Below are 24,805 nucleotides of genomic sequence, written 5' to 3' on the forward strand. Positions count from 1 at the left end.
CCATGCCGACGCCTGCCTCCCCCACCCCGCCCGACGGGCACCTGTTGGAGGTGCGGGACCTGCACGTGGAGTTCCGTACCCGGGAGGGCGTGGCCCGGGTGATCAACGGGGTGACGTACCACCTGGACGCCGGCGAGACGCTGGCCGTACTCGGCGAGTCGGGCTCCGGCAAGTCGGTCACCGCCCAGGCGATCATGGGCATCCTGGACACCCCGCCCGCGTACGTGCGCGGCGGTGAGATCCGCTACCGGGGGCGGGACCTGCTCACCCGGTCGGAGGAGGAGCGCCGGCAGATCCGGGGCACGGAGATCGCGATGATCTTCCAGGACGCGCTCTCCGCGTTGAACCCGGTCTTCCCGGTGGGCTGGCAGATCGGCGAGTCGCTGCGGCAGCGGGCCGGGCTGTCCCGCGCCGACGCGCGCCGGCGCACGGTCGAGCTGATGGACCTGGTCCGGATCCCGGCCGCGGCGAAGCGCCTCGGCGACTACCCGCACCAGTTCTCCGGCGGGATGCGGCAACGCGTCATGATCGCCATGGCGCTGGCGCTGGACCCGAAGGTGCTGATCGCCGACGAGCCCACCACCGCGCTCGACGTCACCGTGCAGGCCCAGATCATGGACCTCCTGGCCGACCTGCGCCGGGACCTCGGCATGGCACTCATCCTGATCACCCACGACCTCGGCGTGGTCGCCGGCGTGGCGGACCGGATCGCTGTCATGTACGCCGGCCGCATCGTCGAGCACGCCGACGTGCGCGCGCTGTACCGGGCGCCGGCCCACCCGTACACCAAGGGGTTGCTGGAGTCGATTCCCCGGCTCGACCTGCGCGGCCAGGCGCTGGCGACGATCCGGGGCCTGCCGCCGAACCTGATGCGCATCCCGTCCGGCTGCCCGTTCCACCCCCGCTGCCCGTACGCGCGACAGGTCTGCGCGGACGAGGTGCCGCACGACCTGGTCCTCGGCGACGGCCGGACCAGCGCGTGCCACTTCGCGCAGGAGGTGCACGATGACCGCGCCCGCTAGCCCGGCCAAGGTCCGCGGCGAGACCATCCTCGCGGTCGACGAGCTGGTCAAGCACTTCCCGATCACCCAGGGGGTGCTGTTCAAGCGGCAGATCGGCGCGGTGCGGGCGGTCGACGGGGTGAGCTTCGAGTTGCGTCGCGGCGAGACGCTCGGCGTGGTCGGCGAGTCCGGCTGCGGCAAGTCCACGCTGGCCCGGCTGCTCATGCGGCTGGAGACGCCGACCGCCGGCCGGGCCACGCTGGAGGGGCGGGACCTGTTCCAGGCGTCCGGCGGGGAGCTGCGCCGGCTGCGGCGGAACATGCAGATGGTGATGCAGGACCCGTACACCTCGCTCAACCCGCGGATGACGGTCGGCGACATCATCGGCGAGCCGTTCGCCATCCACCCGGACGCCGCCCCGAGGGGCAGTCGGCGGCAGCGGGTGCAGGAGCTGCTGGACGTGGTCGGGCTCAACCCGGAGCACATCAACCGCTACCCGCACCAGTTCTCCGGCGGCCAGCGGCAGCGCATCGGCATCGCCCGCGCGCTCGCGCTGCGCCCGGAGATCATCGTCTGCGACGAGCCGGTGTCCGCGCTCGACGTCTCCATCCAGGCCCAGGTGATCAACCTGTTGGCGCAGCTCCAGGACGAGTTCGGGCTGTCGTACATCTTCATCGCGCACGACCTGTCGGTGGTCCGGCACATCTGCGACCGGGTGGCGGTGATGTACCTGGGCCGGATCGTGGAGATCGGCACCGAGGAGCAGATCTACCAGCGCGCCACCCACCCGTACACCCAGGCGTTGCTCTCGGCGGTGCCGGTGCCCGACCCGGAGGCCCGCGACCGGCGGACCATCATCCGGCTCAGCGGCGACGTGCCCAGCCCGGCCGACCCGCCGTCGGGCTGCCGGTTCCGCACCCGGTGCTGGAAGGCCGAGGAGGTCTGCGCCGTCCAGGACCCGCAGACCGTGCCCCGCGCCGCCGACCCGCATCCGTCGGCCTGCCACTTCGCCGAGGTACGCCCGGACGTCTGAGCCCCGCCCCCCGGAGGAAGTGGGGGCGGGGCTCAGCCGAGATCATCGGGCGGCGTGAGGCGCACGGCCCGTGGGTGATGAGGCTCGCGGTGGGACCGCCGAGTCGACGCGGCGGTTCCGGTGCGGTCAGGCGACGGGCGGGGCCCGCGCGGCGCGCATGCCACGCGGCGGCGGACCGGCCGGGCGCTCGTGGCCGGGCACGCCCCGCGCCGCCACGACCGGGGCGCCCACCCCTGGCAGCGCGACCGGGACCGGGTCGTCCGGTCCGTCGCCGTAGGCGACGCCGCCGGGGTCGGGCCCCCGGGACCCGCTGGCGACCTGGGCCCACAACCGTTGCGGGTACGCGGGGCGCCGCGCGTCGGCCCGCGTGCTGGTACGGCAGGCGGGTCCGGCCGCGGAAGGAGCGACCTCGGCGACCGGCGCGGCGGTGACGGTGGCCGGCCCGGCGGTGACCGGTGCGGCGGTGACCGGCGCGGCGGTGACCGGCGCGGCGGTGACCGGCGCGGCGGTGACGGTGGCCGGCCCGACGGCGACCGGCGCGGCGGTGACGGTGGCCGGCCCGACGGCGACCGGCGCGGCGGTGACGGTGGCCGGCCCGACGGCGACCGGCGCGGCGGTGACGGTGAGGGGCGGGCCGAAGGCGGTCAGGGCGAACGCCAGCGTGACGACGACGGCGGTCAACCGGTCGCGCACGCGCATGGCACACCTGCCGGGGCTCCGGAACAGCGGAGACGGTCGATCGATCGTCGCCGGGCACACGCTAGCAACCGCCCACGGCGGCCGGCAACGGAACACGGCCGGACGTGCGGACGGCGGGCCGCCCGGGTCCGGTGCGTTCCGCCACCGGCTTTCCGGCGTGTCGGGGCCAGCGGCATTGAGGTGCGTGAAGCGGTATACCTCAGAGGCATATTTATGACTCTGAGGTATACCGCTCTGATTCGATTACTTCTTCGCCGGGGTCACGCACGGTAGCCGGCCGGCGAGGTGCAGACCTAGTGGAAGAAGTGCCGGGTACCGGTGAGGTACAGGGTCACCCCGGCCGTCTTGCAGGCCGCGATGGTCTCCTCGTCGCGGATCGAGCCACCGGGCTGCACGATCGCCCGGATGCCGGCGTCGATGAGGATCTGCGGGCCGTCGGCGAAGGGGAAGAACGCGTCCGAGGCGCAGACCGAGCCACGGGCCCGCTCGTCGCCGGCCCGGCTGACCGCCAGCCGCGCCGAGTCGACGCGGTTGACCTGCCCCATCCCGACACCGACGGTGGCGCCGTCGCGGGCCAGCAGGATCGCGTTGCTCTTCACCGCGCGGACCGCCCGCCAGGCGAACGCGAGGTCGCGCAGCGTCTCGGCGTCGGCCGGATCGCCGGTGGCCAGCGTCCAGCCGGACGGGTCGTCGCCGGGCGCGTCGACCGCGTCCCGGGCCTGCACCAGCACGCCGCCGCTGACCTGCCGCCACTCCGTCGGCTGCGGGACGAACGCGGGCGCCCGCAGCAGGCGGATGTTCTTCTTGGCCCGCAGCAGCTCCAACGCGCCCTCGTCGAAGTCGGGCGCCACCAGCACCTCGGTGAAGATCTCCGCGACCTGACCGGCCAGCTCCGCGCTCACCGGCCGGTTGACCGCGATCACGCCGCCGAACGCGGAGACCGGGTCGCAGGCGTGCGCCTTGCGGTGCGCCTCGGCCACGTCCGCGCCGATCGCGATGCCGCACGGGTTGGCGTGCTTGATGATCGCCACCGCCGGCTGGTCCGCGAAGTCGTGCGCGGCCCGCCAGGCGGCGTCCGCGTCGACGTAGTTGTTGTAGGACATCTCCTTGCCGTGCAGCTGCTCGGCCTGGGCCAGGCCGGCCGGCGCGCCCGGGTCGACGTAGAGCGCCGCCGCCTGGTGCGGGTTCTCGCCGTAACGCAGCACGGCCTGGCGGCGCAGCGCCAGCCCGGCGAACTCCGGCCCACCGTCCTCGGCCGGCGCCACCGTGCTCGCGAACCAGTCGGCCACCGCCACGTCGTAGTCGGCGATGTCGGCGAACGCCCGGGCCGCCAGCGCGCGACGCCGGGTCAGCGTGAAACCGCCGTCGGCGAGCGCGGCCGCCACCGCCGGGTACGCGGACGGGTCCGTCACCACCGCCACCGAGGCGTGGTTCTTCGCGGCCGCCCGCACCATCGCCGGACCGCCGATGTCGATCTGCTCGACGCACTCGTCGGCGTCGGCGCCGGAGGCGACAGTGGCCTGGAACGGGTAGAGGTTGGAGACCAGCAGGTCGATGCCGGTGATGCCGTGCTCGTCGAGCTGAGTGGCGTGCGCGTCCTTGCGCAGGTCGGCGAGGAGACCGCCGTGGATCTTCGGGTGCAGCGTCTTCACCCGGCCGTCGAGGATCTCCGGGGAGCCGGTGACCTGCTCGACCGGGGTGACCGGGACGCCGGCGTCGGCGATCGTCGACGCGGTGCTGCCGGTCGAGACGATCTCCACGCCGGCCTCGTGCAGGGCCCGGGCCAGCTCGACCAGGCCGGTCTTGTCGTACACGCTGACCAACGCGCGCCGGATCGGGCGGCGGCCTTCCTCGATGGTGCTCACGGAACAGTGACCTTTCTGCCGGTGATCGTCCAACCCTCACGAACCAGGCGGCCGACCTGCTCGACGAGCTGGCGCCGCTCGGCGGACTTGATGCGCTCGGTGAGCGTCTCCTCGTCGTCGTCGTCGAGCACCGGTACGGCGACCTGGGCGACGATCGGGCCGGTGTCCATCCCGGCGTCGACGAAGAACAGCGTGGCCCCGGTGACCTTCACGCCATACGCCAGCGCGTCCCGGGGGCCGTGGATGCCGGGGAACGCCGGCAGCAGCGTGTTGTGCGTGTTCAGGTAGCGGTCACCGAACGCGGCCAGGAACTCCGGCCCGACCAGCTTCAGGAACCCCGCGCTGATCACCAGGTCGGGCCGGTGCTCGGCGACCCGGGCCGTGAGCGCCTTGTCCCAGTCGGCCCGGGTGGGGTGGTCCTTGACCCGCTCGACGAAGGACGGCACGCCGGCCGCGGCGGCCCGGTCCAGGCCGGCGATCCCGTCCCGGTCGGCGCCCACGGCCACCACCCGGGCCCCGTAGCCGGGGTCGGTGGCGGCGTCCAGCAGCGCTTGGAGGTTGCTGCCGGAGCCGGAGACGAGGACGACGAGGCGGGCGACGGACGCGGGCTCGGTCACGCCGGCAACCCTATCGGGCAGGCCGGGCGGTCCGGCTGTCGGGCGGCGGCTTGTCGGATGATCTCCCCGGTCGCAGGGTCGCGGTACGCTGCCGGTCGCCCGGTGTCCGGCGTACGCCCGACCCGCACCAGAAGAGAATCGGCACGCCGCCGTGCCGCCGGCCTTAGGAGTCACCCCGTGCAGCCCGGATACCCCCAGCAGCAGCCGCCGCAGCAGATCGACAACAACATGACGATGTCCATCGTCGCGATCTTCCTGTGCTGGCCGCTCGCGATCCCGGCGATCATCAACGCGTCCAAGGTCAACCCCCTGATCCAGCAGGGTGACTACGCCGGCGCGCAGGCCGCCGCCGCCGAGTCCAGGAAGTGGTCCAAGTGGGCCCTGATCGTGGGCCTGGTCCTGATCGGCATCATTGTGGTGTGTTGCCTGTTCGGTGGCCTGGCGACTCTCGTCGGCGGCAGCACCGGCACGAACTGACCGACAGCCGACCCCAACCTGAGGAGCTTCCCGACATGCAGCCCGGATACCCCGGACAGGACCCGTACGGCCACCAGCCGAACCAGGACCCGACCGCCCAGCCGCACGACCCGTACGCCCCGCCGCCGCAGGCCCCGCAGTACGGCCAGCAGCCGCAGTACGGGCAGCAGCCGGACTACGGGCAGCCGACCTCGGGCCAGCCCTACGGCCAGCCCACCTCCGGTCAGCCCTACGGCCAGGACCCGTACGCGCAGCAGCCGTACGGCGCCGCGCCGCAGTACCCGGCCGCCGGCTACCCGGCCGGCCCCGGCCAGGGCCAGGGCCAGAACAACACCATGGGCCTGATCGGCATGATCGTCGGCATCGCCTCGATCGTGCTCGGCCTCTGCTGCCCGCTGCTGGGCGTCCCGGCCGGCATCGCCGGTGTGGTGCTCGGCGTGCTGGGCCAGAAGAAGGTCCAGGCGGGCGAGGCCAGCAACCCGGGCCAGGCCAAGGCCGCCCTGATCTGCGGTGGCGTCGGTGTGGTCGTCGGCATCATCAGCGCCATCGCCGGCGCCGCGATCAACATGGGCAACTTCGGTTCCTGACCGGCTCCGACGAGGGGCGTCCGGCGGTTGCCGGGCGCCCCTCGCGCGTCCGCCGGCACGCCTCACGAGATCTTGGTAGGAAACGGCCCCCAGCGGAACATCAGCGCGGCAGCACGGTGCGGCGGCTCAGCGCGGGGTGGTGGTGGCTCGGGGAGAGGGCGGCGGGGCGGGTCGGGGCGCGAGCGTGCGGGTGGCGGCGGCGCCGAGCGCCGTGCCCACGGCGACCACCAGCGTGGCCACGGCGGCCACCGGCCAGGGCGCCGGACCGATCTCGGCCAGCCGACCACCGCCGAGCGGCCCGCCCGAGGCCGCCGCGACCAGGCCCAGCAACACCCCGGCGACCGGCCCGGCGAGCACGGCCGGGACCAGCAGCGCCGACCACCCGACCTCGGCACGGTCCTCGGCCGCCGCCCGCAACAGTCGCCGCGCCAACAGCCAGCCGGCCGCCATCGCCACCAGCACCGGCACCGCGAGCAGCCCGGCCCCCAGCCCGTCCACCGGGCCGCGCGGCAGGCCGGCGAGCAACGGCACGGCCGGCAACGCGCCGACCGACACCTCGCTGGTGCGGACCGCGGTGTCCGTGCCGACCGCGAACCCGGGACCGAGCAGGTAGCTGGCCGACCAGGCGGCGGCGTTCGGCGCGTACGCGAGACTGACCAGCGTGATGCCCGCCTGACCGGCCACCCCGGTCCGGTACGCCCCGATCATGTCGGCCGCGTCGCCACCGCCGGTGGCCACCGCCAGCCCGGCCGCGCCGGCACTCGCGCCGAACAGCAGCAGCGCCGCGACCAGGCCGGCGCGCAACCCGTCGCGAACCGCGGGCGGGCACCGCCGGGCCAGCAGTGCCCAGACGCCGGTGGTGCGCAGCGCGCCGACGAGTGCCGCCGGGGCGGCGAACGCGGCGAACGTCGCGGCGGCGGTGACCGGGGAGACGCGGACCCCGCCCGTGCCGACCGCCACCGCGGCGAGCGCGCCGACCAGCGCGTACCCGATGGCGACCGCGACCGCGACGGCGAGCGCCTGCCGGGGCGAGCCGGCGCCGCGGGCACCCACGGCCCGGCTGACGTGCACCCCGGCGCGGGTGAGCCGCCAGACGACGAGCACGCTCAGCGCGAGCGGCGCCAGGCCGAGCGGCCCGGCGGCGGTCTGCAACGGCACCCCGTGCCCGAGCAGCCAGCCGGCCAGGCCGGCGCGCAGCGCGCCGCCGAGCGAGCCGGCGTCCTCGGTGAGCTGGGCGAGGCCGAGCACCACGACGACCGGCAGCAGGGAGGTCAGTGCGGCCCAGAGCGCGGCCACCCCGGCGGCCACGGGCAGCGGGGCCCGGCTGCGCGACGGCTCACCCGGCCGGGGCGCGGGCACGCGCGCGGCGGGGCGGGCCCGGCCGCGCGGCCGGGCGCCGGTGGTGGGGCCAGCGGCCGGGCGCGGCTGGTCAGGGGTGACACGTGACATCGCGTCTACTCTGGCACGCCACGCCGAGGACGGCAGTCCGATACCGGCCCGGGACCGCGGCGAGTTCGCCGAACCCGCGGATCAGCGGCGGTGATCCGGTCTAGCCTCGGCTTGAGACGCGACCGTTCCCGTCGCGGCACCGACCGCTCGGAGGAAGCCGTGAACGCTCCGTATCCGCCGCCCCCGCCGCCACCGGCCGCCGGTCGGGACCGGAGCACGCTCTGGGGCGTCCTCGGCATCGTGTTCGGCCTGTTCTGCTGCGGCATCCTGGGCATCGTCTTCGGCTGGTTGTCGATCCGGGACGCCCGACGCAACGGCAGGTCGCAACTGCTCGGCTGGCTGGCCATCGCGTTCGGTGTGGTCAACATCGTCGCCAGCGCCATCGTGCGGGCCCGGGGCAGCTACTACTACCCGTACTGGTACCGCTGAGCGTGAGGGGGCCGACCGGAACCGGTCGACCCCCTCGGCACGTCGCGCGGCCGCTCAGCGGCCGGACATGAGCTTCCGCATCAGCTCGGCGGTCTCGGTCGGGGTCTTGCCGACCTTGACGCCGACCGCCTCCAGCGCCGCCTTCTTGGCGTCGGCGGTGCCAGCCGAGCCGGAGATGATCGCGCCGGCGTGACCCATGGTCTTGCCGGGCGGGGCGGTGAAGCCGGCGATGTAGCCGACCACCGGCTTGGTGACGTTGGCCTTGATGAACTCGGCCGCCCGTTCCTCGGCGTCGCCGCCGATCTCACCGATCATGACGATCGCGTCGGTCTCCGGGTCCGCCTCGAAGGCGGCCAGCGCGTCGATGTGGGTGGTGCCGATGATCGGGTCACCGCCGATGCCGACGCAGGTGGAGAAACCGATGTCGCGCAGCTCGTACATCATCTGGTAGGTCAGCGTGCCGCTCTTGCTGACCAGGCCGATCCGGCCGGCGCCGGTGATGTCGGCCGGGATGATGCCGGCGTTGGAGGCGCCCGGCGAGGCGATACCGGGGCAGTTCGGGCCGATGATGCGGGTCCGCTCACCCTTGGCGACGTTGTACGCCCAGAACGCGGCGGTGTCGTGCACCGGCACGCCCTCGGTGATCACCACGGCCAGGTCGATGCCGGCGTCGATCGCCTCGACCACGGCGGCCTTGGTGAACTGCGGCGGCACGAAGATGACAGTGACGTCGGCCCCGGTCTCCTTCATCGCGTCCGCGACGGAGGCGAAGACCGGCAGCTCGGTGCCGTCGAAGTCGACGGTGGTGCCGGCCTTGCGCGGGTTCACGCCGCCGACCACCGTGGTGCCGGCGGCGAGCATCCGCCGGGTGTGCTTGGAACCCTCGGAACCGGTCATGCCCTGCACGATGACCTTGGAGTCCTTGGTCAGCCAGATAGCCATTGTCTACACCCCCGCAGCTGCCAGCTCGGCGGCCCGCTCGGCCGCGCCGTCCATGGTGTCGACCCGCTGGATGAGCGGGTTCGCCGCGCCGTCGAGGATGGCCCGACCGGCCTCGGCGTTGTTGCCGTCGAGGCGGACCACGAGCGGCTTGGTGGCCTTCTCGCCACGCTGCTCCAGCAGCGCCAGCGCCTGCACGATGCCGTTGGCGACCGCGTCGCAGGAGGTGATGCCGCCGAACACGTTGACGAAGACGCTCTTCACCGACGGGTCGGAGAGGACGATCTCCAGGCCGTTCGCCATCACCTCGGCGCTCGCGCCGCCGCCGATGTCGAGGAAGTTGGCCGGCTTGACGCCGCCGTGCCGCTCACCGGCGTACGCGACCACGTCGAGCGTGGACATGACCAGGCCCGCGCCGTTGCCGATGATGCCGACCTCGCCGTCGAGCTTGACGTAGTTGAGGTCCTTGGACTTGGCGGCCTGCTCCAGCGGGTCCACCGACGCCTGGTCGACCAGGGCCTCGTGGTCCGGGTGCCGGAACCCGGCGTTCTCGTCCAGCGTCACCTTGGCGTCCAGGAGCAGCAGCTTGCCGTCCTTCGTGGTGGCCAGCGGGTTCACCTCGACCAGGGTGGCGTCCTCGGCGACGAACGCCTGCCACAGCCCGACCGCGACGTCGACGATCTGGTCGGCGACCTCGGCCGGGAAGCCGGCGGCGGTGACGATCTCGCGCGCCTTGGCCTCGTCCACGCCGGTGTTCGCGTCGATCGGCGCCTTGACGACCTTCTCGGGGGTCTCGGCGGCGACCGCCTCGATGTCCATGCCGCCGGCGACGCTGGCGATGCAGAGGAAGGTGCGGTTCGCCCGGTCGAGCAGGTACGAGAAGTAGTACTCCTCGGCCACGTCCGCGGTCACCGTGATCATGACCTTGTGGACCGTGTGACCCTTGATGTCCATGCCGAGGATGTCGGTGGCACGGGCCACCGTCTCCTCCGCGCCCTCGGCCAGCTTCACGCCGCCGGCCTTGCCGCGGCCACCGACCTTCACCTGCGCCTTGACGACCACCCGGCCGCCGAGGCGTTCGGCGATCGCGCGGGCCTCCTCCGGGGTAGTGGCGACGCCGCCGGCGAGCACTGGCAAACCGTGCCGCTCGAACAGGTCCCGCCCCTGGTACTCGTACAGGTCCACGATTGCGCGTCCCGTCCCGTCTCCGCGGCGCGCCGTCGCGCCGCCACCAGCGTTGGAAAATCAGTTTGACGCCTGTCATCAGAACAGACAGGCCATTTGCCGCAGCCTAACGAGATGGGAACCGGCGGCAACCGAGCGGGTGCGGGGTGTGCGGTAATGCACAACCGTCGTCGCCGGGACGCGGGACGCGGGGCGCGGCGTCAGCCGTCCGGGGGATGTCCGGATCGGGGCGTAACCCCCGGTCAGGGGCGTCGTTGAGTCTGATGTCGGAGCGCTGGTCAAGCGCGATGACGGGAGCGGCCGATGCCCTGTCGGTCGAGGGGTGGCGGCGGGGCATCGTGCATAGAGGGGCCGGGCGTGTGAGGGGTGCGTCCGGCCCCTCCCCCTGCCCGGAATCAGCCGACCGGCTGGGCCACGTTCTCCCGCACCCAGTCGACGATCGACCCGGTGGTGGCGCCCGGGGTGAAGATCTTCGCGACCCCGAGCCGCGCCAGCTCCGGGATGTCGGCCTCCGGGATGATGCCGCCGCCGAAGACCACGATGTCGGCCGCCTCGCGTTCGGTGAGCAGCTCGAGGACCCGCTTGAACAGCGTCATGTGCGCGCCGGAGAGCACCGACAGGCCGACCGCGTCCGCGTCCTCCTGGATCGCCGTCTCGACGATCTGCTCGGGGGTCTGGTGCAGGCCGGTGTAGATGACCTCCATGCCCGCGTCACGCAGCGCGCGGGCGACCACCTTGGCGCCGCGGTCGTGGCCGTCCAGGCCGGGCTTCGCGACGACGACCCGAATCCGAGAGCTCATCTGCGTACACCTTTCACCGGCACCGGCACTGCTGACCTGAACGAACGGTAACGCGATCGGACCGGGGCCGGGAACCCGGGCTGCGCCATACCGCCCGGCCGGGCGCACCGGAAGCCGGACACCTCCGCCGAATGGTCACGGTCCGCGACGAAAGGCCAGTCGACGGGCCATCCGACCGGCGGCACGAGCTATCACAAGCTAGGACGGAAACGGACATAAAGAAACGCCGGTTCGGCGCTTCGGCTTGTGACAGGAGTGGCGGTTGGCTAACGTGTCCACGGTTGTCATCAAGTCCACGGACGGGTGACGACGCGGCACCGGAGGTTCGGCCCAGCTTCACCGAACGGTCCGAGGTCGCATCGGATCCCCGACAACGGAGGGTGTGCGTGCGCCAGCGCCTGTCGTCTGAGCCCGATCGATATCGCGGTCGTCGCCGCGTACCCACCCCCCCGCGGAGCCGCTACGCGGCGGTCGTCACGACCGCCTTCGTCGGCGCCGGCATCGTCGCCCTCGGCGCGAACGCCCTCCCCGACGCCAAGAGCGTCAGCCCGTCCGTCCTCGACGAGCTCCGGCAGGCCTCGGTCGCCAGCCAGGACGCCGCGGCCCGGGCCGACAGCGCCGACCGCGCCACCCGCGACGACCGGTCGGGGGGCGACGCCGCCGCCACCGAGCAGGACCCCTGGCTCCTGCCCCTGCACGGCTACGACTTCAAGTCGCCCTACGGCATGCGCTGGGGCAAGCTGCACACCGGCATCGACCTGGTCGCGCCGGAGGGCACGCCCTACAAGGCGGTCCACGCCGGCACCGTCACCAAGGCCGGCTGGTTCGGCGGCTACGGCTACGCCGTGATCGTCCGGCACGCCGACGGCAGCGAGGCCATCTACGGCCACTCCTCCGCGGTGACCGTCAAGGAGGGCCAGGAGGTCAAGGCCGGCGACCAGCTCGGCCTGGTCGGCAACACCGGCCACTCCTACGGCTCGCACCTGCACCTCGAGGTCCATGTCAACGGCGAGCCGCGCGACCCGGTGACGTTCCTCCAGGAGCGCGGAGTGGACATCAAGCTCGAAACCGAGGCACTCTACGGCGACGTAGCCGCCTCCTGACGCTTCGTACCGCCCGACAACCGCCCGGATCCCGCGATCCGGGCGGTTTCGCGTTCCGGCAAGTCTGCCCCGTCACACCGCAGGATGTGAGCGGGCCCACAGCGCCCGATGATCGACGCTTGCGGGGAACCGCCCAGTCGGCACGATCGGGGACACGATCCGACGACGCCTCCGGCGGGACCACGAGGCCGCCACCCGCGCAGTTCCGAACCGACACCAGTATTTCCAGGTCCACGTGCCCCTCAACTGGTGAAGGTTCCCGTGCAGCACAGCAGTCCCACTTCGAACGGCACCACCGGCGACCACGCCCCCGCCCGGCACCGGCGCACCGGCCGGCGGACCGCGTACCTGGTCACCGGCGCGGTGGCCCTGCTCGGTCTCGGCCTCGGCGGCGTCGTGGTCGCCACCGACGACCGTCCCGCCCCGGCGCCGGCCGCTGTCGACTTCGACGCCCGGGCCCGCGCCGAGGCCGCCGCCCGCGCCGACCGGTCGGCCCGCGAGTCGGCCCGCCCGGTCACCCCGTCCGCGACTCCGGCCAGCCCGTCCCCCAGCCCCAGCGCGACCAGCCCGAAGCCGAAGAAGACCGCGAAGCCGAAGCCGACGAAGAAGCCGACGAAGAAGAAGGCCGCGCCGAAGCCGAGCTGGGTCATCCCGATGAAGGGGGCCGACATCACCTCCTGCTTCGGGCAGCGGTGGGGCACGCTGCACGCCGGCATCGACTTCGCCATGCCCGCCGGCACCCCGATCCGCGCCGCCGCGTCCGGCACGGTGGTCAAGGCCGGCGACGTCGGCGACGGCTACGGCACCTCCGTCTTCGTCGACCACCACAACGGCTACCTGACCCACTACGCCCACCAGAGCCGGCTGCTCGTCGACGTCGGCGACAAGGTCGAGGCCGGTCAGGTCATCGGCTACGAGGGCGCCACCGGTGACGCCACCGGCCCGCACCTGCACTTCGAGGTGCACAAGGGCGCCATGTGGAACCAGATCGACCCGGCGCCGTTCCTGCGCGCCCGGGGCATCGACGTGGCCTGCTGACACCCACGACACGGAAAGGGGCCCGGCCCGGCGTGACGCCGGACCGGGCCCCCGACCCGATGCTCAGAGCTTGTCGATCGGCGCGTGCCGCAGCACCAGCCACATGGTCTGGTCACCGAAGTCGATCTGCACCCGGGCCCCCGGCCCGGCGCCCTCGACCGCCAGCACCCGGCCCAGGCCGTAGCGCTGGTGGTTGACCCGGTCGCCCACCGAGACCTTGGGCGCCTGCTTCAGCTCGCTCGCGGTGGCCAGCCGGCTGGCGTCCACGCCGAGACGCTTGGCGAGCTGGGTCGCCCGGGGCGTGCCGCCGGTGAAGCCGCCGCCGCCCGGCAACCGGTCCGCCCGGCCGCCGACGCCACCGCCCCACGACGTGTACGCCCCCTCGGTGCGCTCCCACCGCACCAGCTCCGGCGGCAACTCCTCCAGGAACCGGGACGGCGGGTTGTAGGCCGGCGCGCCCCAGGCCGACCGGGTGACCGCCCGGGACAGGTAGAGGCGCTGCCGGGCCCGGGTGATGCCCACGTACGCCAGTCGGCGCTCCTCCTCCAGCTCGCGGGTGTCGCCGAGCGAGCGCAGGTGCGGGAAGACGCCGTCCTCCAGACCGCTCAGGAAGACCACCGGGAACTCCAGCCCCTTGGCGGTGTGCAGCGTCATGAGCGTGACCACGCCCTGATGGTCCGGGTCGTCGGAGGGAATCGCGTCGGCGTCGGCCACCAGCGCCACCTGCTCCAGGAAGCCGGCCAGCGTGGCCCGCTCGTCGTCGGCGCCCAGCGACTCGATCCGCTCGGTGTACTCCCGGGCGACGCTCACCAGTTCCTGGAGGTTGTCCACCCGACCGGCGTCCTGCGGGTCGAGGCTCTCCTCCAGCTCGGCCAGATAGCCCGAGCGGGTCAGCAGCGCCTCCAGCACCTCCTCCGGGGTGCCGGTGGCGGCCAGCTCACGGGCCGAGTCGAGCAGCGCGACGAACTCGGCGATGCCGTTGGCCGCCCGGGTGGAGATGCCCGGCGCATCCTTCGCCCGGCGCAGCGCGGCGCCGAAGGAGATGCGGTCGCGTGCGGACAGCGCCTCGACGCAGGCCTCGGCCCGTTCGCCGATGCCCCGCCGGGGGGTGTTGAGGACCCGGCGCAGGCTGACCGTGTCGTCGTCGTTCACCACGGCGCGCAGGTAGGCGAGCGCGTCGCGGACCTCCTTGCGCTCGTAGAAGCGCACCCCGCCGACCACCTTGTAGGGCAGGCCGACCCGGATGAACACCTCCTCGAACACCCGGGACATGGCGTTGGTGCGGTAGAAGACGGCCACGTCGCCCGGCCGGGTGTCGCCGGCGTCGACCAGCCGGTCGATCTCCCGGGCCACCCAGTCCGCCTCGGCGTGCTCGGTGTCGGCCACGTAGCCGACGATCTGCTCGCCCGCGCCCGCGTCGCTCCACAGCCGCTTGGGCTTGCGCGAGGTGTTCCGGTCGATGACCGCGTTGGCGGCGTTGAGGATGGTCTGGGTCGAGCGGTAGTTCTGCTCCAGCAGGATGGTGCGGGCGTCGGTGAAGTCCCGCTCGAACTCCAGGATGTTGCGGATGGTCGCGCCGCGGAACGCGTAGATGGACTGGTCGGCGTCACCGACCACGCACAGCTCGGCCGGCGGGATGCCCTCGGTGCCGGAGACCAGCTCCTTGATCAGCACGTACTGGGCGTGGTTGGTGTCCTGGTATTCGTCGACGAGCACGTGCCGGAACCGGCGCCGGTAGCTCTCCGCCACGTGCGGGTGCGACTGGAGCAGGTGCACGGTCGTCATGATCAGGTCGTCGAAGTCCAGCGCGTGGGCCTCGCGCAGCCGCCGCTGGTAGAGCGCGTACGCCTCGGCCAGCGCCCGCTCGTTGGGCCCCTTGGCCCGGCCGGCGAACTCCTCCGGGTCGACCAGCTCGTTCTTCAGGTTGGACACCTGGGCCGCCAGGCCGCGCGCCGGGTAGCGCTTCGGGTCCAGGTCCAGCTCGCGGGCCACCAGTTGCATCAGCCGCCGGGAGTCGTCGGCGTCGTAGATCGAGAACGTCGACTTGAGGCCGGCGTGCTCGTGCTCGGCCCGCAGGATGCGGACGCAGGCCGAGTGGAACGTCGACACCCACATCATCCGGGCGCGCGGGCCGACCAGCGCGGCCACCCGTTCCTTCATCTCGCCGGCGGCCTTGTTGGTGAACGTGATCGCGATGATCTCGCCGGGGTGCACGTCCCGGGCGGCGAGCAGGTAGGCGATCCGGTTGGTCAGCACGCGCGTCTTGCCCGAGCCGGCACCGGCAACGATCAGCAGCGGGGAGCCGGCGTGGGTCACCGCGTCCCGCTGGGGGCCGTTCAGGCCGTCGAGAAGGGCCTGTGGATCCGACCGCGCGCCCCCGGAGCGGCGCGGCGGGGTCGGCCGGGACTCCGGCGCGGGCGGGGACGCGGGAATGTCGAAGAGAGGATGCATCGCAGCCTGAGTCTATGCCGCCGGCCGGACACTTCCCCGCCCGCGCCGCCGGTCCCGCGCCCGGCGTCACGTCTCACCTGTTGGCCGGTTTCCTTGCGCGTCCGCCCCGGGGGTCGGCATACTCGACGACGTGTTCGATCAGCGCTGTTCCTTTTACTACGGCACCGGGAGTCCGGCAGCCGTGGGTCGCGCCTGATCGCCAGACCGACGAGAAAGCCCCGGGCTCCCCGAGCCCGGGGCTTTTCCGTCCCGGGATCCGGGTACCGGGCCCGAGCCCCGAGAGGGACGACGATGATGACTGACGTGGTGGAGTCCAGCGGCAGCCTGGCGCGGCACGACCGGCCGGCCGGCGGCGACCCGACCGGCGCGGCGGCGGCGCGGACCGGCACCGACGACTCGGCGGCGGCCGAGCGCATCGGTGAGATCCGGCAGCGGATCGACGAGATCGACCGCACGCTCATCGCGCTCTGGCAGGAACGGGCCGCGCTCTCCCGAGAGGTCGGGGCGACCCGGATGGCCTCCGGCGGGACCCGGCTGGTGCTCTCCCGCGAGCGGGAGATCCTGGAGCGGTTCCGGGCGGAACTCGGCGCCGACGGCACGCAGCTCGCGCTGCTGCTGCTGCGCGCCGGCCGCGGCCCGCTGTGACGCGGTCCGCCCGGCAGACGACGAACCGCCTGCCGGAAACACCAGACCGCCTGCCGGCGTCGAGCTGACGGCGGCAGGCGGTCCGGTCTGGTTCAGGCCACCTCGTGGGTGACGACGATCTCCCGCTTCTCGGCGAAGTGGCAGGCGCTCGGGTGGTCCGAGCCCGGCCGGATCTCCAGCAGCGGCACCTCCTGGGCGCAGACGTCCTGCGCCTTCCAGCACCGGGTGCGGAACCGGCAGCCCGAGGGCGGGCTGACCGGCGAGGGGACGTCACCCTGGAGCCGGATGATCGCCTTGCTCTCCCGCACGGTCGGGTCCGGCACCGGCACCGCCGACAGCAGCGCCTGGGTGTACGGGTGGGTCGGCCGCTCGTAGATCTCGTCCTCGGTGCCGATCTCCACCATCTTGCCGAGGTACATGACGGCGACCCGGTCCGACAGGTGGCGCACGACCGACAGGTCGTGGGCGATGAAGACGTACGACAGGCCGAACTCGGCCTGGAGCTTCTCCAGCAGGTTCATCACCTGGGCCTGGATGGACACGTCCAGGGCCGACACCGGCTCGTCGCAGACGATCACCTCGGGCCGCAGCGCCAGCGCCCGGGCGATGCCGATGCGCTGCCGCTGACCGCCGGAGAACTGGTGCGGATAGCGGTTGATGTGCTCCGGGTTGAGGCCGACCAGGTCGAGCAGTTCCTTGACCTTGCCGCGCCGGCTGCCGCGCGGAGCCACCTCGGAGTGGATCTCGAACGGCTCCCCGATCAGGTCACCCACCGTCATCCGGGGGTTCAGCGAGGTGTACGGGTCCTGCATCACCAGCTGGATCTGCCGGCGCAGCCGCCGCAGCGCGCCACCGGAGAGCTTGGAGATGTCCTGGCCCTTGTAGAGCACCTGGCCGGCGGTCGGCTTCTCCAGGTTCATCAGCACCCGGGCGAGCGTCGACTTGCCGCAGCCGGACTCGCCGACCACGCCGAGCGTCTCGCCGGCCTTGAGTTCGAAGGAGACGCCGTCGACCGCCTTGACGTGACCGATGGTCTTCTTGAACACCACACCCCGGGTCACGGGGTAGTGCTTGACCAGGTCACGAACCTCGATGATGTTCTCAGTCACGGTTCACGAGCTCCTCGGCGAAGTGGCAGGCGCTGGCCCGGCCGTGGCCCAGTTGCAGCAGCGGCGGGACCTTCTCCCGGCACACCGGCTGCGCCATCGGGCAGCGCGGGTTGAAGGCGCAGCCCGGCGGGATGTTCATCAGGTTCGGCGGGAGCCCCTTGATGGTGCGGAGCTCCTGCCCCTTCTCGTCCATCCGCGGGATCGAGTTGAGCAGGCCGAGCGTGTAGGGGTGGCCCGGCTTGCGGTACAGGTCGTAGACGTCGGCTTCCTCGACGATCCGGCCGGCGTACATGACCGCGATCCGGTCCGCGACGTCGGCGACGACGCCGAGGTCGTGGGTGATCAGGATCATGCCCATCTGCCGTTCCCGCTGGAGTTCGCCGAGCAGGTCCATGATCTGGGCCTGCACGGTCACGTCCAGCGCGGTGGTCGGCTCGTCGGCGATCAGCACCTCCGGGTCCAGCGCCAGCGACATCGCGATCATGGCGCGCTGCCGCATGCCGCCGGAGAACTGGTGCGGGTAGTTGCTGAACCGACCCTTGGCGTTGGGGATCTTCACCTGGTCGAGCATCTCGATCGCGCGCTTCTTGGCCTCCGCGCGACCGAGGCCGCGCCGGATGCGGAACTGCTCGGCGATCTGGAAGCCGACGGTGAAAACCGGGTTGAGGGCCGAGAGCGAGTCCTGGAAGATCATGGCGATGCCCTCGCCACGGATCCGCCGCCGCTGCTCAGCGGACATCGTGAGCATGTCCTTGCCGTGGAAGCGCACCTGGCCGCCGGTGACGAACCCGGGCGGGGTGTCCAGGATGCCCATCACGGTCTGCGCGGTGACGCTCTTGCCGGAGCCGGACTCGCCGAGCACGGCGAGGGTCTCCCCCGCGTCGACGTGGTACGTCACGCCATTGATGACCTTGGCGACGCCGTCCCGGGTGCGGAACTCGACCCGCAGGTCGTCGACCTCGAGCAGGCGGCCCGAGGGGCGGCCGGATCCGTCGGCGCCGGCCGCGGACTGCTCGGACACGAGAATGTCGGACAACTCAGTTCCCCTATCGGAGCTTCGGGTCGAGGGCCTCGCGGACCGCCTCGCCGAGCATCACGAAGCTCAGCACGGCGGTGACGAGGAACGCGGAGGGGAAGAACAGCAGGTACGGCGAGACCCGGATGTAGTTCTGCGCCTCGCTGATCATGATGCCCCAGGAGACCACCGGGCTCTTCAGGCCGATGCCCAGGAAGGAGAGCGTCGCCTCCGCGCCGATGAACGAGCCCACCATGATCGTGCCGTAGACCAGCAGCGGCGCCAGGCAGTTGGGCAGCAGGTGCTTGAGGATGATCCGGCCGGTGCCGGCGCCCAGCGCGCGGGCCGCGACGATGTAGTCGGCCTCCTTGGTGGCCAGCACCGAGGAGCGCATCAGCCGCATCACCACCGGCCAGCTCAGCACGCTCAGGGACAGGATGACCAGCCCCATGATCGTCCACTCGCCGTTGTCGGTGCCGGACCCGTTGAACGTGGTCAGGATGACGATCGCGCCGAGCACGAACGGCAGGCCGAAGAAGATGTCCGCGATCCGGGACAGCACCGCGTCGACCCAGCCGCCGCGGTAGCCGGCGATGATGCCCATCGCGCCACCGAACAGCAGCGTGAGGATGGTGGAGACCAGGGCCACCACGATCGACGCGCGGGCGCCGTAGATGACCCGGGAGTAGACGTCGCGGCCCTGCACGTCGTAGCCGAACCAGGCGGAGGACGACGGCTCGACCCGGCTGCGCTCCAGCGCGCCGTTGACCGCGTCGCCGGAGGTGAACAGCGACGGGAACGCGGCCATCACGATGAAGAACAGGATGAACGCGGCGGAGATCCAGAACAGCGGCTTGCGGCGCAGGTCGAGCCAGGCGTCGCCGAGCAGGCCACGCGGCTTCTGCTGCTTGGCGCTCTCCGGCAGGCCGGCGTTGGTGGGCGCACCGGACCCGGCCTCGGTGGGCATGGTCGCGGGCGGCGTCGACACGATCGACGCGGTATTCGGGTCACTCATGCCCGCACCTCGCTGCGCTCGGCGCGGGCCTGGTTGCCCGCGCAGACTGCTGGGACGATTCGTTCGCTGCGGCGGTCACTCATAGCGGATCCTCGGGTCGAGGGCGGCGTAGAGCAGGTCCACCAGCAGGTTCATCACGAGGTAGACGACCACCAGCACCACCACGATGCCGACAACGGTAGCGCTTTCCTTCGTCACGATGGAGCGCAGCACCTGCCGGCCGATGCCGTTGATGCCGAAGATGCCCTCGGTCACGATCGCGCCACCCATCAGCGCGCCGAGGTCGGTGCCGAGCAGCGTGACCACCGGGATGAGCGAGTTGCGGAGCAGGTGCACGCCGACCACCCGGCGCATCGGGAGGCCCTTGGCGATCGCGGTGCGGACGTAGTCGGCCCGCCGGTTCTCGGCGATGCTCGTGCGCGCCACCCGGGCGATGTACGCCATCGAGGCGCTGCCGAGCACGAAACCGGGCACGATCAACTCGCTGAACCGCATCTCGTTGGAGACGGTCGGGTTGATGATGCCCCACTTGACGCCGAGCACCCACTGGAGCACGAAGCCGACGACGAAGACCGGCAGGGCGATCAGGAACAGGGTGGAGACCAGGACCAGGTTGTCCAGGAAACCGTTGCGTCGCAGACCGGTCAGGATGCCCGCGCCGAGACCGATCACGGCCTCGATGGCGAGGGCGACCACCGCCAGCTTCAGGGTGTTCGGGTACGACGTGGCGATGATGTCGCTGATCTCGCGACCGCCGAACGTGATACCGAAGTCACCCTGGAACAGGTTCTTCATGTAGCTGGCGTACTGCACCCAGATCGAGTCGTCGAGATGATACTTCTCGGTCATCATGGCCCGGTAGTTCGGCGGGCAACCGCGGTCGCCGCACTTGCCGGCGAAGGGGTCACCGGGCACCGACCAGACGAGCCAATAGATCAGGAACGTCGTACCGATGAACACCGGCACGAGTTGCAGCAGCCGTCTCAAGAGATAACGGCCCATGGGGTGGTCCTCCAGACAGGGAGCGCCGGGCGCCCGACGCGGTGACGACAACGTGCGAGGGGTTTGTTGTACACCCCCTCGCGGAACGGCCCCGGGCCGGGCTCACCGGTAGGCGAGCCCGACCCGGGGTCAGACCGTTCGGATCAGAGTTCGACCGAGGTGATGTCGAGCTCGCCGACGTTGGTCAGCTCCAGCTTCTTGATCTTCTCCGAGTGGCCGGACTGCTCGCCGCTGAAGTAGATCGGGATCGTCGGGACGTCCTGGTCGATCAGCTTGACGGCCTCGGCGAACTTCTTGTGGGCCTCCTCGATGCTGGGGGCCGCGGAGGCCTCCTTGGCGAGGGCGTCCACCTGCGGGTTGCTGTACTTGCCGTCGTTCGAGGAACCGCCGGTCACGTAGAGCGGGTTGATCCAGTTCTCGACGTCCGGGTAGTCCTGCTGCCAGCCGGCGCGGTACATGCCGGTCATCTTGTAGTTGTTGATGTTGGCACGGAAGACCGCGAAGGTCGGCACGCCGACGGCGACCGCGTCGATGCCCAGGTTGGTCTTGATCTGCTGGGCGACGGCCTCCATCCACTCCTTGTGGCTGGCGTCCGCGTTGTACGACAGGGTCAGCTTGCCCTGGAAGCCACCGGCCTCGGTGAGGAGCTGCTTGGCCTGCGCCACGTCGAACTTGCAGGCGGTGCAGTTGCCCGGCGCGGCGCCCGGGGTCAGCGGGTTGGCCCAGCTGTCGGCCGGCTTGCGGTTACCGAAGAAGATCTTGTCGGTGATGGCCTGCCGGTCGATGGACAGCGAGATCGCGCGACGCAGCTTCGGGTTGGTGAAGCGCTTGTCGTAGATCGGGAAGGCGATGATGCCGGTCGACGGGACCGTCGTGGAGATCGCCCGGTCGCCCAGGTCGGTCTTCCACTTGTCGCCGGCCAGCGACGAGACCGGGACCTGCTGCTGGAAGTCCAGGTTGTTGGCGAGCAGGTCGTTGTAGGCCGCCGTGTCGTCCTGGTAGATCTTGACGGTGACGTCCTTGATCTTCATCTTGTCGCGCAGGCTGTAGTCGTCGAAGCGGGTGAGCTTGATCTCGACGTCGTCCTGCCAGGAGACGAGCTTGACCGGGCCGTTACCGATCGGCTTCTTGCCGAACTCCGCCGGGGTGGTGGCGAAGAACGCGTCCGGCAGCGGCATGAAGGCGCTGTAGCCGAGCTTGGTCGGGAACACGGCGGTCGGCGCGGAGAGCGTGACCTCGAAGTTCCAGTCGTCGACGACCTTGAGGCCGGACATCTCCTTGGCCTTCGGCTCCGGGGCCTTCTTCGGGCCGTCCGCGCCGTCCGGGTCCTCGGTGAAGACGTCGCCGAAGCCCTGGATGTCGGAGAAGAACGAGGCGTTCTGCGCGCCGTTCGGGCCGTACGCCGCCCAGTTCCAGGCCTTGACGAAGCTCTCGGCCTTGACGGTGGTGCCGTCGTGGAACTTGGTGTTCTGCTTGATCTTGATCTTGAAGACCTTGGAGTCGCTCGTGTCGATCGACTCGGCGAGCAGGTTCTGCGGCGCCCCACCGTTGTTGGGGTACTCGACCAGACCGCTCCAGACCCAGTCGATGATCTTGCCGCCACCGGTCTCGGTGGTGTTCGACGGAACCAGCGGGTTCTCCGGCTGAGTGCCGTCGATGACGATGGCGCCGTCCTTGCTCGCGCCGGGGTCGCCACCGTCGTTGTTCCCGCTGGAGCAGCCGGACGCGACGAGCGCGAATGCCGCGCCCACCGCGAGCGCGCCGCTCGCCCGCTTCGAGACTCTCATTGCGAGGGGCCTCCTCTTTCTAACCTGGTTCCGTCGTGGGTTTCACGCACGTGTGGGGGGTGACACCACCGGCGACCCGAACCACAGGCCGCCGGTTTACCGCAGAGGAAATCGGGACACCCCTGGGGTACCGATCCGCCGGGCGCCACACCCTTCGACGAGGACATCGCGCAGGATCGACAACCACGGGGCGGCGCGGTAGCGGCGTTCCGTGGTCGGCGGGCCCGACGAGATGCCTCACACCGGGGGGTGAGGTGCTGCCACTGTGACACCAACCGGCCCTTTCCGTGAAGGTGCCGTTATCAAGCCGTTAGTTGCTTGCCACGTTGCCGATACTTGAGAAAAGATCACAAACGGCGCGGATCACACGGCCCTGAACAGGCAAGACGTGCACACACCGATCGAGACCACCCGGCGCTTCCGGCGCGGCGGACGAACCCCGACCCTCGGCGGAGCCCTCGAACGGGTGCCGGGTACGCGCAGTTTTTACCCGTACGGCTGAGGTGGCCGTCGACTGTGCGGGTGTCGTCGCCGACCGGGTGGACGAGGGGGACGCCGTCAGACCAGCCGGCGGTCGGCGGCCCAGCGGGACAGCTCGTACCGGTTCGACATCTGGAGCTTGCGCAACACGTTGGAGACGTGCGTCTCCACCGTCTTGATCGAGATGAACAGCTCCTTGGCGATCTCCTTGTACGCGTACCCCCGGGCGAGCAGCCGCAGCACCTCGCGCTCCCGGTTGGTGAGCTGGTCCAGCTCGGGGTCGGCGACCGGGGCGTCCGGCCGGGACGCGAACGCGTCCAGCACGAACCCGGCCAGCCGTGGGCTGAACACCGCGTCCCCGTCGGCCACCCGGCGGATCGCGTCGGTCAGCTCGTCCGGCGAGATGGTCTTCGTCACGTACCCCCGGGCGCCTGCCCGGATCAACCCGATCACGTCCTCGGCCGCGTCGGACACGCTCAACGCCAGGAACCTCACCTGCGGATGGGTACGCCGCATCGCCTCCAGCACGGCCCGGCCACCCCCGTCCGGCATGTGCACGTCCAGCAGCACCACGTCCGGCTCGACGGCCGCGATCCGGGCCACCGCCTCCGCCACCGAACTGGCCTCGCCCACGACCTCGACCCGGGTCCCCAGCTCGGCGCGGACGCCGGCCCGGAACATGGCGTGGTCGTCGACGAGGAACACCCGCAGCGGCCCTCGCGGCGCCGCGCCCTCGACCGGTTCCTGCTCGGACATGGTCACCTGTCCCTTTCCGCCGTGGAACCGGAACCGGAGCCGGAGCCGCTGATCGGCAGGATCAGCCGGACCTCCGTCCCCTCTCCCGGCTCGGACCGGATCTCCGCCCGGCCACCGTGCCGCTGCATCCGCCCGATGATCGAGCCCCGGACGCCGTGCCGGTGATTCTCCACCGTATCCGGGTCGAAGCCCTTGCCCCGGTCCCGCACGAACGCGCTGACCTGCTCCGGCTCCACCTCGGCATAGAGCGAGACGGTCTGCACCCCGGCGTGGCGGGCCGCGTTGACCAGCGCCTCCCGGGTGGCCGCGACCAGCGCCCCGACCCGCTCGTCGGTCTCCCGGTCACCGACCACCACCGCTTCGACGGTGATGGCGAACGTGTCCTCCACCTCGGCGGCGGCCTGCTCCAGCGCGGCCGCGAAACGCTCGGTCGGCGAGGCGGCCGGCTTGTAGAGCCAGTTGCGCAACGAGCGCTCCTGCCCCCGGGCCAGCCGCTGCACGGTCTTGACGTCGGTGGCGTTGCGCTGGATCAGGGCGAGCGTGTGCAGCACCTGGTCGTGCACCATGGCGGCCAGTTCGGCCCGCTCCTGCTCGCGGATCCGCCCCTCCCGCTCCGAGCGGAGCTGGTTCCAGGTGCGCCACAGCACCGGACCGGTGACCACGCCCACGCCGGCCAGCCCGACCAGCGCGAAGATGACGCCGTTGAGCACCGCGTCGAAGTTCTGCGCCGGCGAGTAGACAGCGGCCACGCCGATGATGCCGACCGCGACGAGCACGCCGCCGCCGATGAAACGGAGCACGAACGCCCGCCGGTCGCTCTCCTCCACCACCGCGCCCAGCCAGGGCACCGCCGAGTCGCCCCACTGCCGGCGGCGCTCCGGGCCGGACTGGTGCCAGATGACACCGGCGCCGACCGCGATGATCGCCACCAGCCAGCCGGCGGTGCCGGCCGCCCCGACCGAGTCGAACGCGACCACCTGGAGCAGCAGCACGCCCAGCCCGATCACCACGAACGGCAGCAGCTGGGCGAGGTCGCGGCGGGGCGGCGCGGCGGTGTCGCCGGGCCGGGGCGGGACCACCGCCCAGAAGGCGGCGTAGAGCAGCAGCCCGAGCCCGCTCAGCCCGAGCAGCACCATGAACGCCACGCGTACCCGGAGCACCGGGATGCCCAGGTGCTCGGCGATGCCGGCGGCCACCCCGGCGGCCAACCGGTGCTCGGTGGCCCGGTAGAGGCGCGGGGGATGCGGCGTGACGGTGCTGCTGATCTTCAGGCTCCTTCAGTCGGTGCGGAGGTGCCGGTGGTGACCGACGCCCCGATCGTCA

23 protein-coding genes are annotated in these 24,805 nt (G+C 71.7%); 8 read left to right on the plus strand and 15 right to left on the minus strand.

The features are described 5' to 3' along the window. The first annotated feature begins 2 nt into the window (after window positions 1-2). Together ACH495_RS06785 and ACH495_RS06790 are read left to right on the plus strand one after the other, a co-directional pair. Window positions 3-1,022 (plus strand): ABC transporter ATP-binding protein, encoded by a 1,020-nt coding sequence (locus ACH495_RS06785; RefSeq protein WP_396856783.1) that lies wholly within the window; start codon window positions 3-5, stop codon window positions 1,020-1,022. Continuing rightward, on the plus strand, window positions 1,006-2,034 hold the full coding sequence (locus ACH495_RS06790) for an ABC transporter ATP-binding protein (protein WP_396856784.1): 1,029 nt from the start codon (window positions 1,006-1,008) through the stop codon (window positions 2,032-2,034). Before ACH495_RS06785 ends, ACH495_RS06790 begins: the two co-directional genes overlap by 17 nt. A 126-nt stretch (window positions 2,035-2,160) precedes the next feature. Here ACH495_RS06790 and ACH495_RS06795 read toward each other — a convergent pair whose 3' ends face one another. The 3 genes from ACH495_RS06795 to purN form a co-directional block, all read right to left on the minus strand. Next, the gene (locus tag ACH495_RS06795) at window positions 2,161-2,733 is read right to left on the minus strand and encodes a hypothetical protein (protein WP_396856785.1); all 573 of its coding nucleotides are present in this window, start codon (window positions 2,731-2,733) and stop codon (window positions 2,161-2,163) included. Between the two features lie 293 nt (window positions 2,734-3,026). Continuing rightward, complete coding sequence (gene purH / locus ACH495_RS06800) at window positions 3,027-4,598, minus strand: bifunctional phosphoribosylaminoimidazolecarboxamide formyltransferase/IMP cyclohydrolase (protein ID WP_396856786.1); 1,572 nt, start codon at window positions 4,596-4,598, stop codon at window positions 3,027-3,029. After that, window positions 4,595-5,215: a phosphoribosylglycinamide formyltransferase gene (gene purN, locus ACH495_RS06805; protein WP_396856787.1), complete on the minus strand. Its 621-nt coding sequence runs from the start codon at window positions 5,213-5,215 to the stop codon at window positions 4,595-4,597. The genes purH and purN overlap by 4 nt, the downstream gene beginning before the upstream one ends. Before the next feature lie 177 nt (window positions 5,216-5,392). Here purN and ACH495_RS06810 point away from each other — a divergent pair, with 177 nt between their 5' ends. Together ACH495_RS06810 and ACH495_RS06815 are read left to right on the plus strand one after the other, a co-directional pair. Continuing rightward, a complete protein-coding gene (locus ACH495_RS06810; protein ID WP_396856788.1) occupies window positions 5,393-5,692 on the plus strand; it encodes a CD225/dispanin family protein in 300 nt (99 codons plus the stop codon). A 35-nt stretch (window positions 5,693-5,727) separates the two neighbouring features. Beyond that, window positions 5,728-6,279, plus strand: a complete 552-nt coding sequence (locus tag ACH495_RS06815) for a DUF4190 domain-containing protein (RefSeq protein ID WP_396856789.1) — start codon at window positions 5,728-5,730, stop codon at window positions 6,277-6,279. A gap of 126 nt (window positions 6,280-6,405) precedes the next feature. On the opposite strand, the gene ACH495_RS06820 is transcribed toward ACH495_RS06815, so the two are convergent. Continuing rightward, window positions 6,406-7,728, minus strand: coding sequence for a DUF6350 family protein (locus ACH495_RS06820; protein WP_396856790.1), 1,323 nt, complete (start codon window positions 7,726-7,728; stop codon window positions 6,406-6,408). Between the two features lie 159 nt (window positions 7,729-7,887). Between ACH495_RS06820 and ACH495_RS06825 the strand changes: the two genes are divergently transcribed. Continuing rightward, a complete protein-coding gene (locus ACH495_RS06825) occupies window positions 7,888-8,157 on the plus strand; it encodes a DUF4190 domain-containing protein (RefSeq protein ID WP_396856791.1) in 270 nt (89 codons plus the stop codon). A 54-nt stretch (window positions 8,158-8,211) separates the two neighbouring features. On the opposite strand, the gene sucD is transcribed toward ACH495_RS06825, so the two are convergent. From sucD to ACH495_RS06840, 3 genes are all read right to left on the minus strand, one after another. Next, window positions 8,212-9,099 carry a succinate--CoA ligase subunit alpha gene (sucD, locus tag ACH495_RS06830; RefSeq protein ID WP_396856792.1) on the minus strand — a complete coding sequence of 296 codons (888 nt, stop codon included), beginning with the start codon at window positions 9,097-9,099 and terminating at the stop codon, window positions 8,212-8,214. Window positions 9,100-9,102: 3 nt separating this feature from the next. After that, window positions 9,103-10,281, minus strand: a complete 1,179-nt coding sequence (sucC, locus tag ACH495_RS06835; protein ID WP_396856793.1) for an ADP-forming succinate--CoA ligase subunit beta — start codon at window positions 10,279-10,281, stop codon at window positions 9,103-9,105. Window positions 10,282-10,676: 395 nt separating this feature from the next. Beyond that, window positions 10,677-11,081 carry a cobalamin B12-binding domain-containing protein gene (locus ACH495_RS06840; protein WP_396856794.1) on the minus strand — a complete coding sequence of 135 codons (405 nt, stop codon included), beginning with the start codon at window positions 11,079-11,081 and terminating at the stop codon, window positions 10,677-10,679. Window positions 11,082-11,467: 386 nt separating this feature from the next. Here ACH495_RS06840 and ACH495_RS06845 point away from each other — a divergent pair, with 386 nt between their 5' ends. After that, the gene (locus ACH495_RS06845; RefSeq protein WP_396856795.1) at window positions 11,468-12,184 is read left to right on the plus strand and encodes a M23 family metallopeptidase; all 717 of its coding nucleotides are present in this window, start codon (window positions 11,468-11,470) and stop codon (window positions 12,182-12,184) included. Between the two features lie 261 nt (window positions 12,185-12,445). Continuing rightward, entirely contained in the window at window positions 12,446-13,222 is a 777-nt protein-coding gene (locus ACH495_RS06850) for a M23 family metallopeptidase (protein ID WP_396856796.1), read from the plus strand. 63 nt (window positions 13,223-13,285) lie between these two features. On the opposite strand, the gene pcrA is transcribed toward ACH495_RS06850, so the two are convergent. Next, window positions 13,286-15,673 carry a DNA helicase PcrA gene (gene pcrA, locus ACH495_RS06855; protein ID WP_396856797.1) on the minus strand — a complete coding sequence of 796 codons (2,388 nt, stop codon included), beginning with the start codon at window positions 15,671-15,673 and terminating at the stop codon, window positions 13,286-13,288. A 291-nt stretch (window positions 15,674-15,964) separates the two neighbouring features. On the opposite strand from pcrA, the gene ACH495_RS06860 reads away from it, so the two are divergent. Further along, window positions 15,965-16,318 (plus strand): chorismate mutase, encoded by a 354-nt coding sequence (locus ACH495_RS06860; protein WP_396856798.1) that lies wholly within the window; start codon window positions 15,965-15,967, stop codon window positions 16,316-16,318. A 92-nt stretch (window positions 16,319-16,410) separates the two neighbouring features. Here ACH495_RS06860 and ACH495_RS06865 read toward each other — a convergent pair whose 3' ends face one another. The 7 genes from ACH495_RS06865 to ACH495_RS06895 form a co-directional block, all read right to left on the minus strand. After that, window positions 16,411-17,427: an ABC transporter ATP-binding protein gene (locus tag ACH495_RS06865; RefSeq protein ID WP_396856799.1), complete on the minus strand. Its 1,017-nt coding sequence runs from the start codon at window positions 17,425-17,427 to the stop codon at window positions 16,411-16,413. Next, window positions 17,420-18,448 carry an ABC transporter ATP-binding protein gene (locus ACH495_RS06870; protein WP_396857328.1) on the minus strand — a complete coding sequence of 343 codons (1,029 nt, stop codon included), beginning with the start codon at window positions 18,446-18,448 and terminating at the stop codon, window positions 17,420-17,422. The genes ACH495_RS06865 and ACH495_RS06870 overlap by 8 nt, the downstream gene beginning before the upstream one ends. A gap of 25 nt (window positions 18,449-18,473) precedes the next feature. Next, a complete protein-coding gene (locus ACH495_RS06875; protein WP_396856800.1) occupies window positions 18,474-19,457 on the minus strand; it encodes an ABC transporter permease in 984 nt (327 codons plus the stop codon). Window positions 19,458-19,532: 75 nt separating this feature from the next. Beyond that, entirely contained in the window at window positions 19,533-20,459 is a 927-nt protein-coding gene (locus tag ACH495_RS06880; RefSeq protein ID WP_343445170.1) for an ABC transporter permease, read from the minus strand. A 143-nt stretch (window positions 20,460-20,602) separates the two neighbouring features. Next, complete coding sequence (locus ACH495_RS06885) at window positions 20,603-22,246, minus strand: ABC transporter substrate-binding protein (RefSeq protein ID WP_396856801.1); 1,644 nt, start codon at window positions 22,244-22,246, stop codon at window positions 20,603-20,605. A gap of 558 nt (window positions 22,247-22,804) precedes the next feature. Further along, window positions 22,805-23,482, minus strand: a complete 678-nt coding sequence (locus tag ACH495_RS06890; RefSeq protein ID WP_396856802.1) for a response regulator — start codon at window positions 23,480-23,482, stop codon at window positions 22,805-22,807. Between the two features lie 2 nt (window positions 23,483-23,484). Beyond that, a complete protein-coding gene (locus ACH495_RS06895) occupies window positions 23,485-24,747 on the minus strand; it encodes a PspC domain-containing protein (RefSeq protein WP_396857329.1) in 1,263 nt (420 codons plus the stop codon). Between the last annotated feature and the right edge of the window lie 58 nt (window positions 24,748-24,805).

This window comes from Micromonospora sp. NPDC018662, from assembly GCF_044391475.1.
Lineage (GTDB): Bacteria > Actinomycetota > Actinomycetes > Mycobacteriales > Micromonosporaceae > Micromonospora.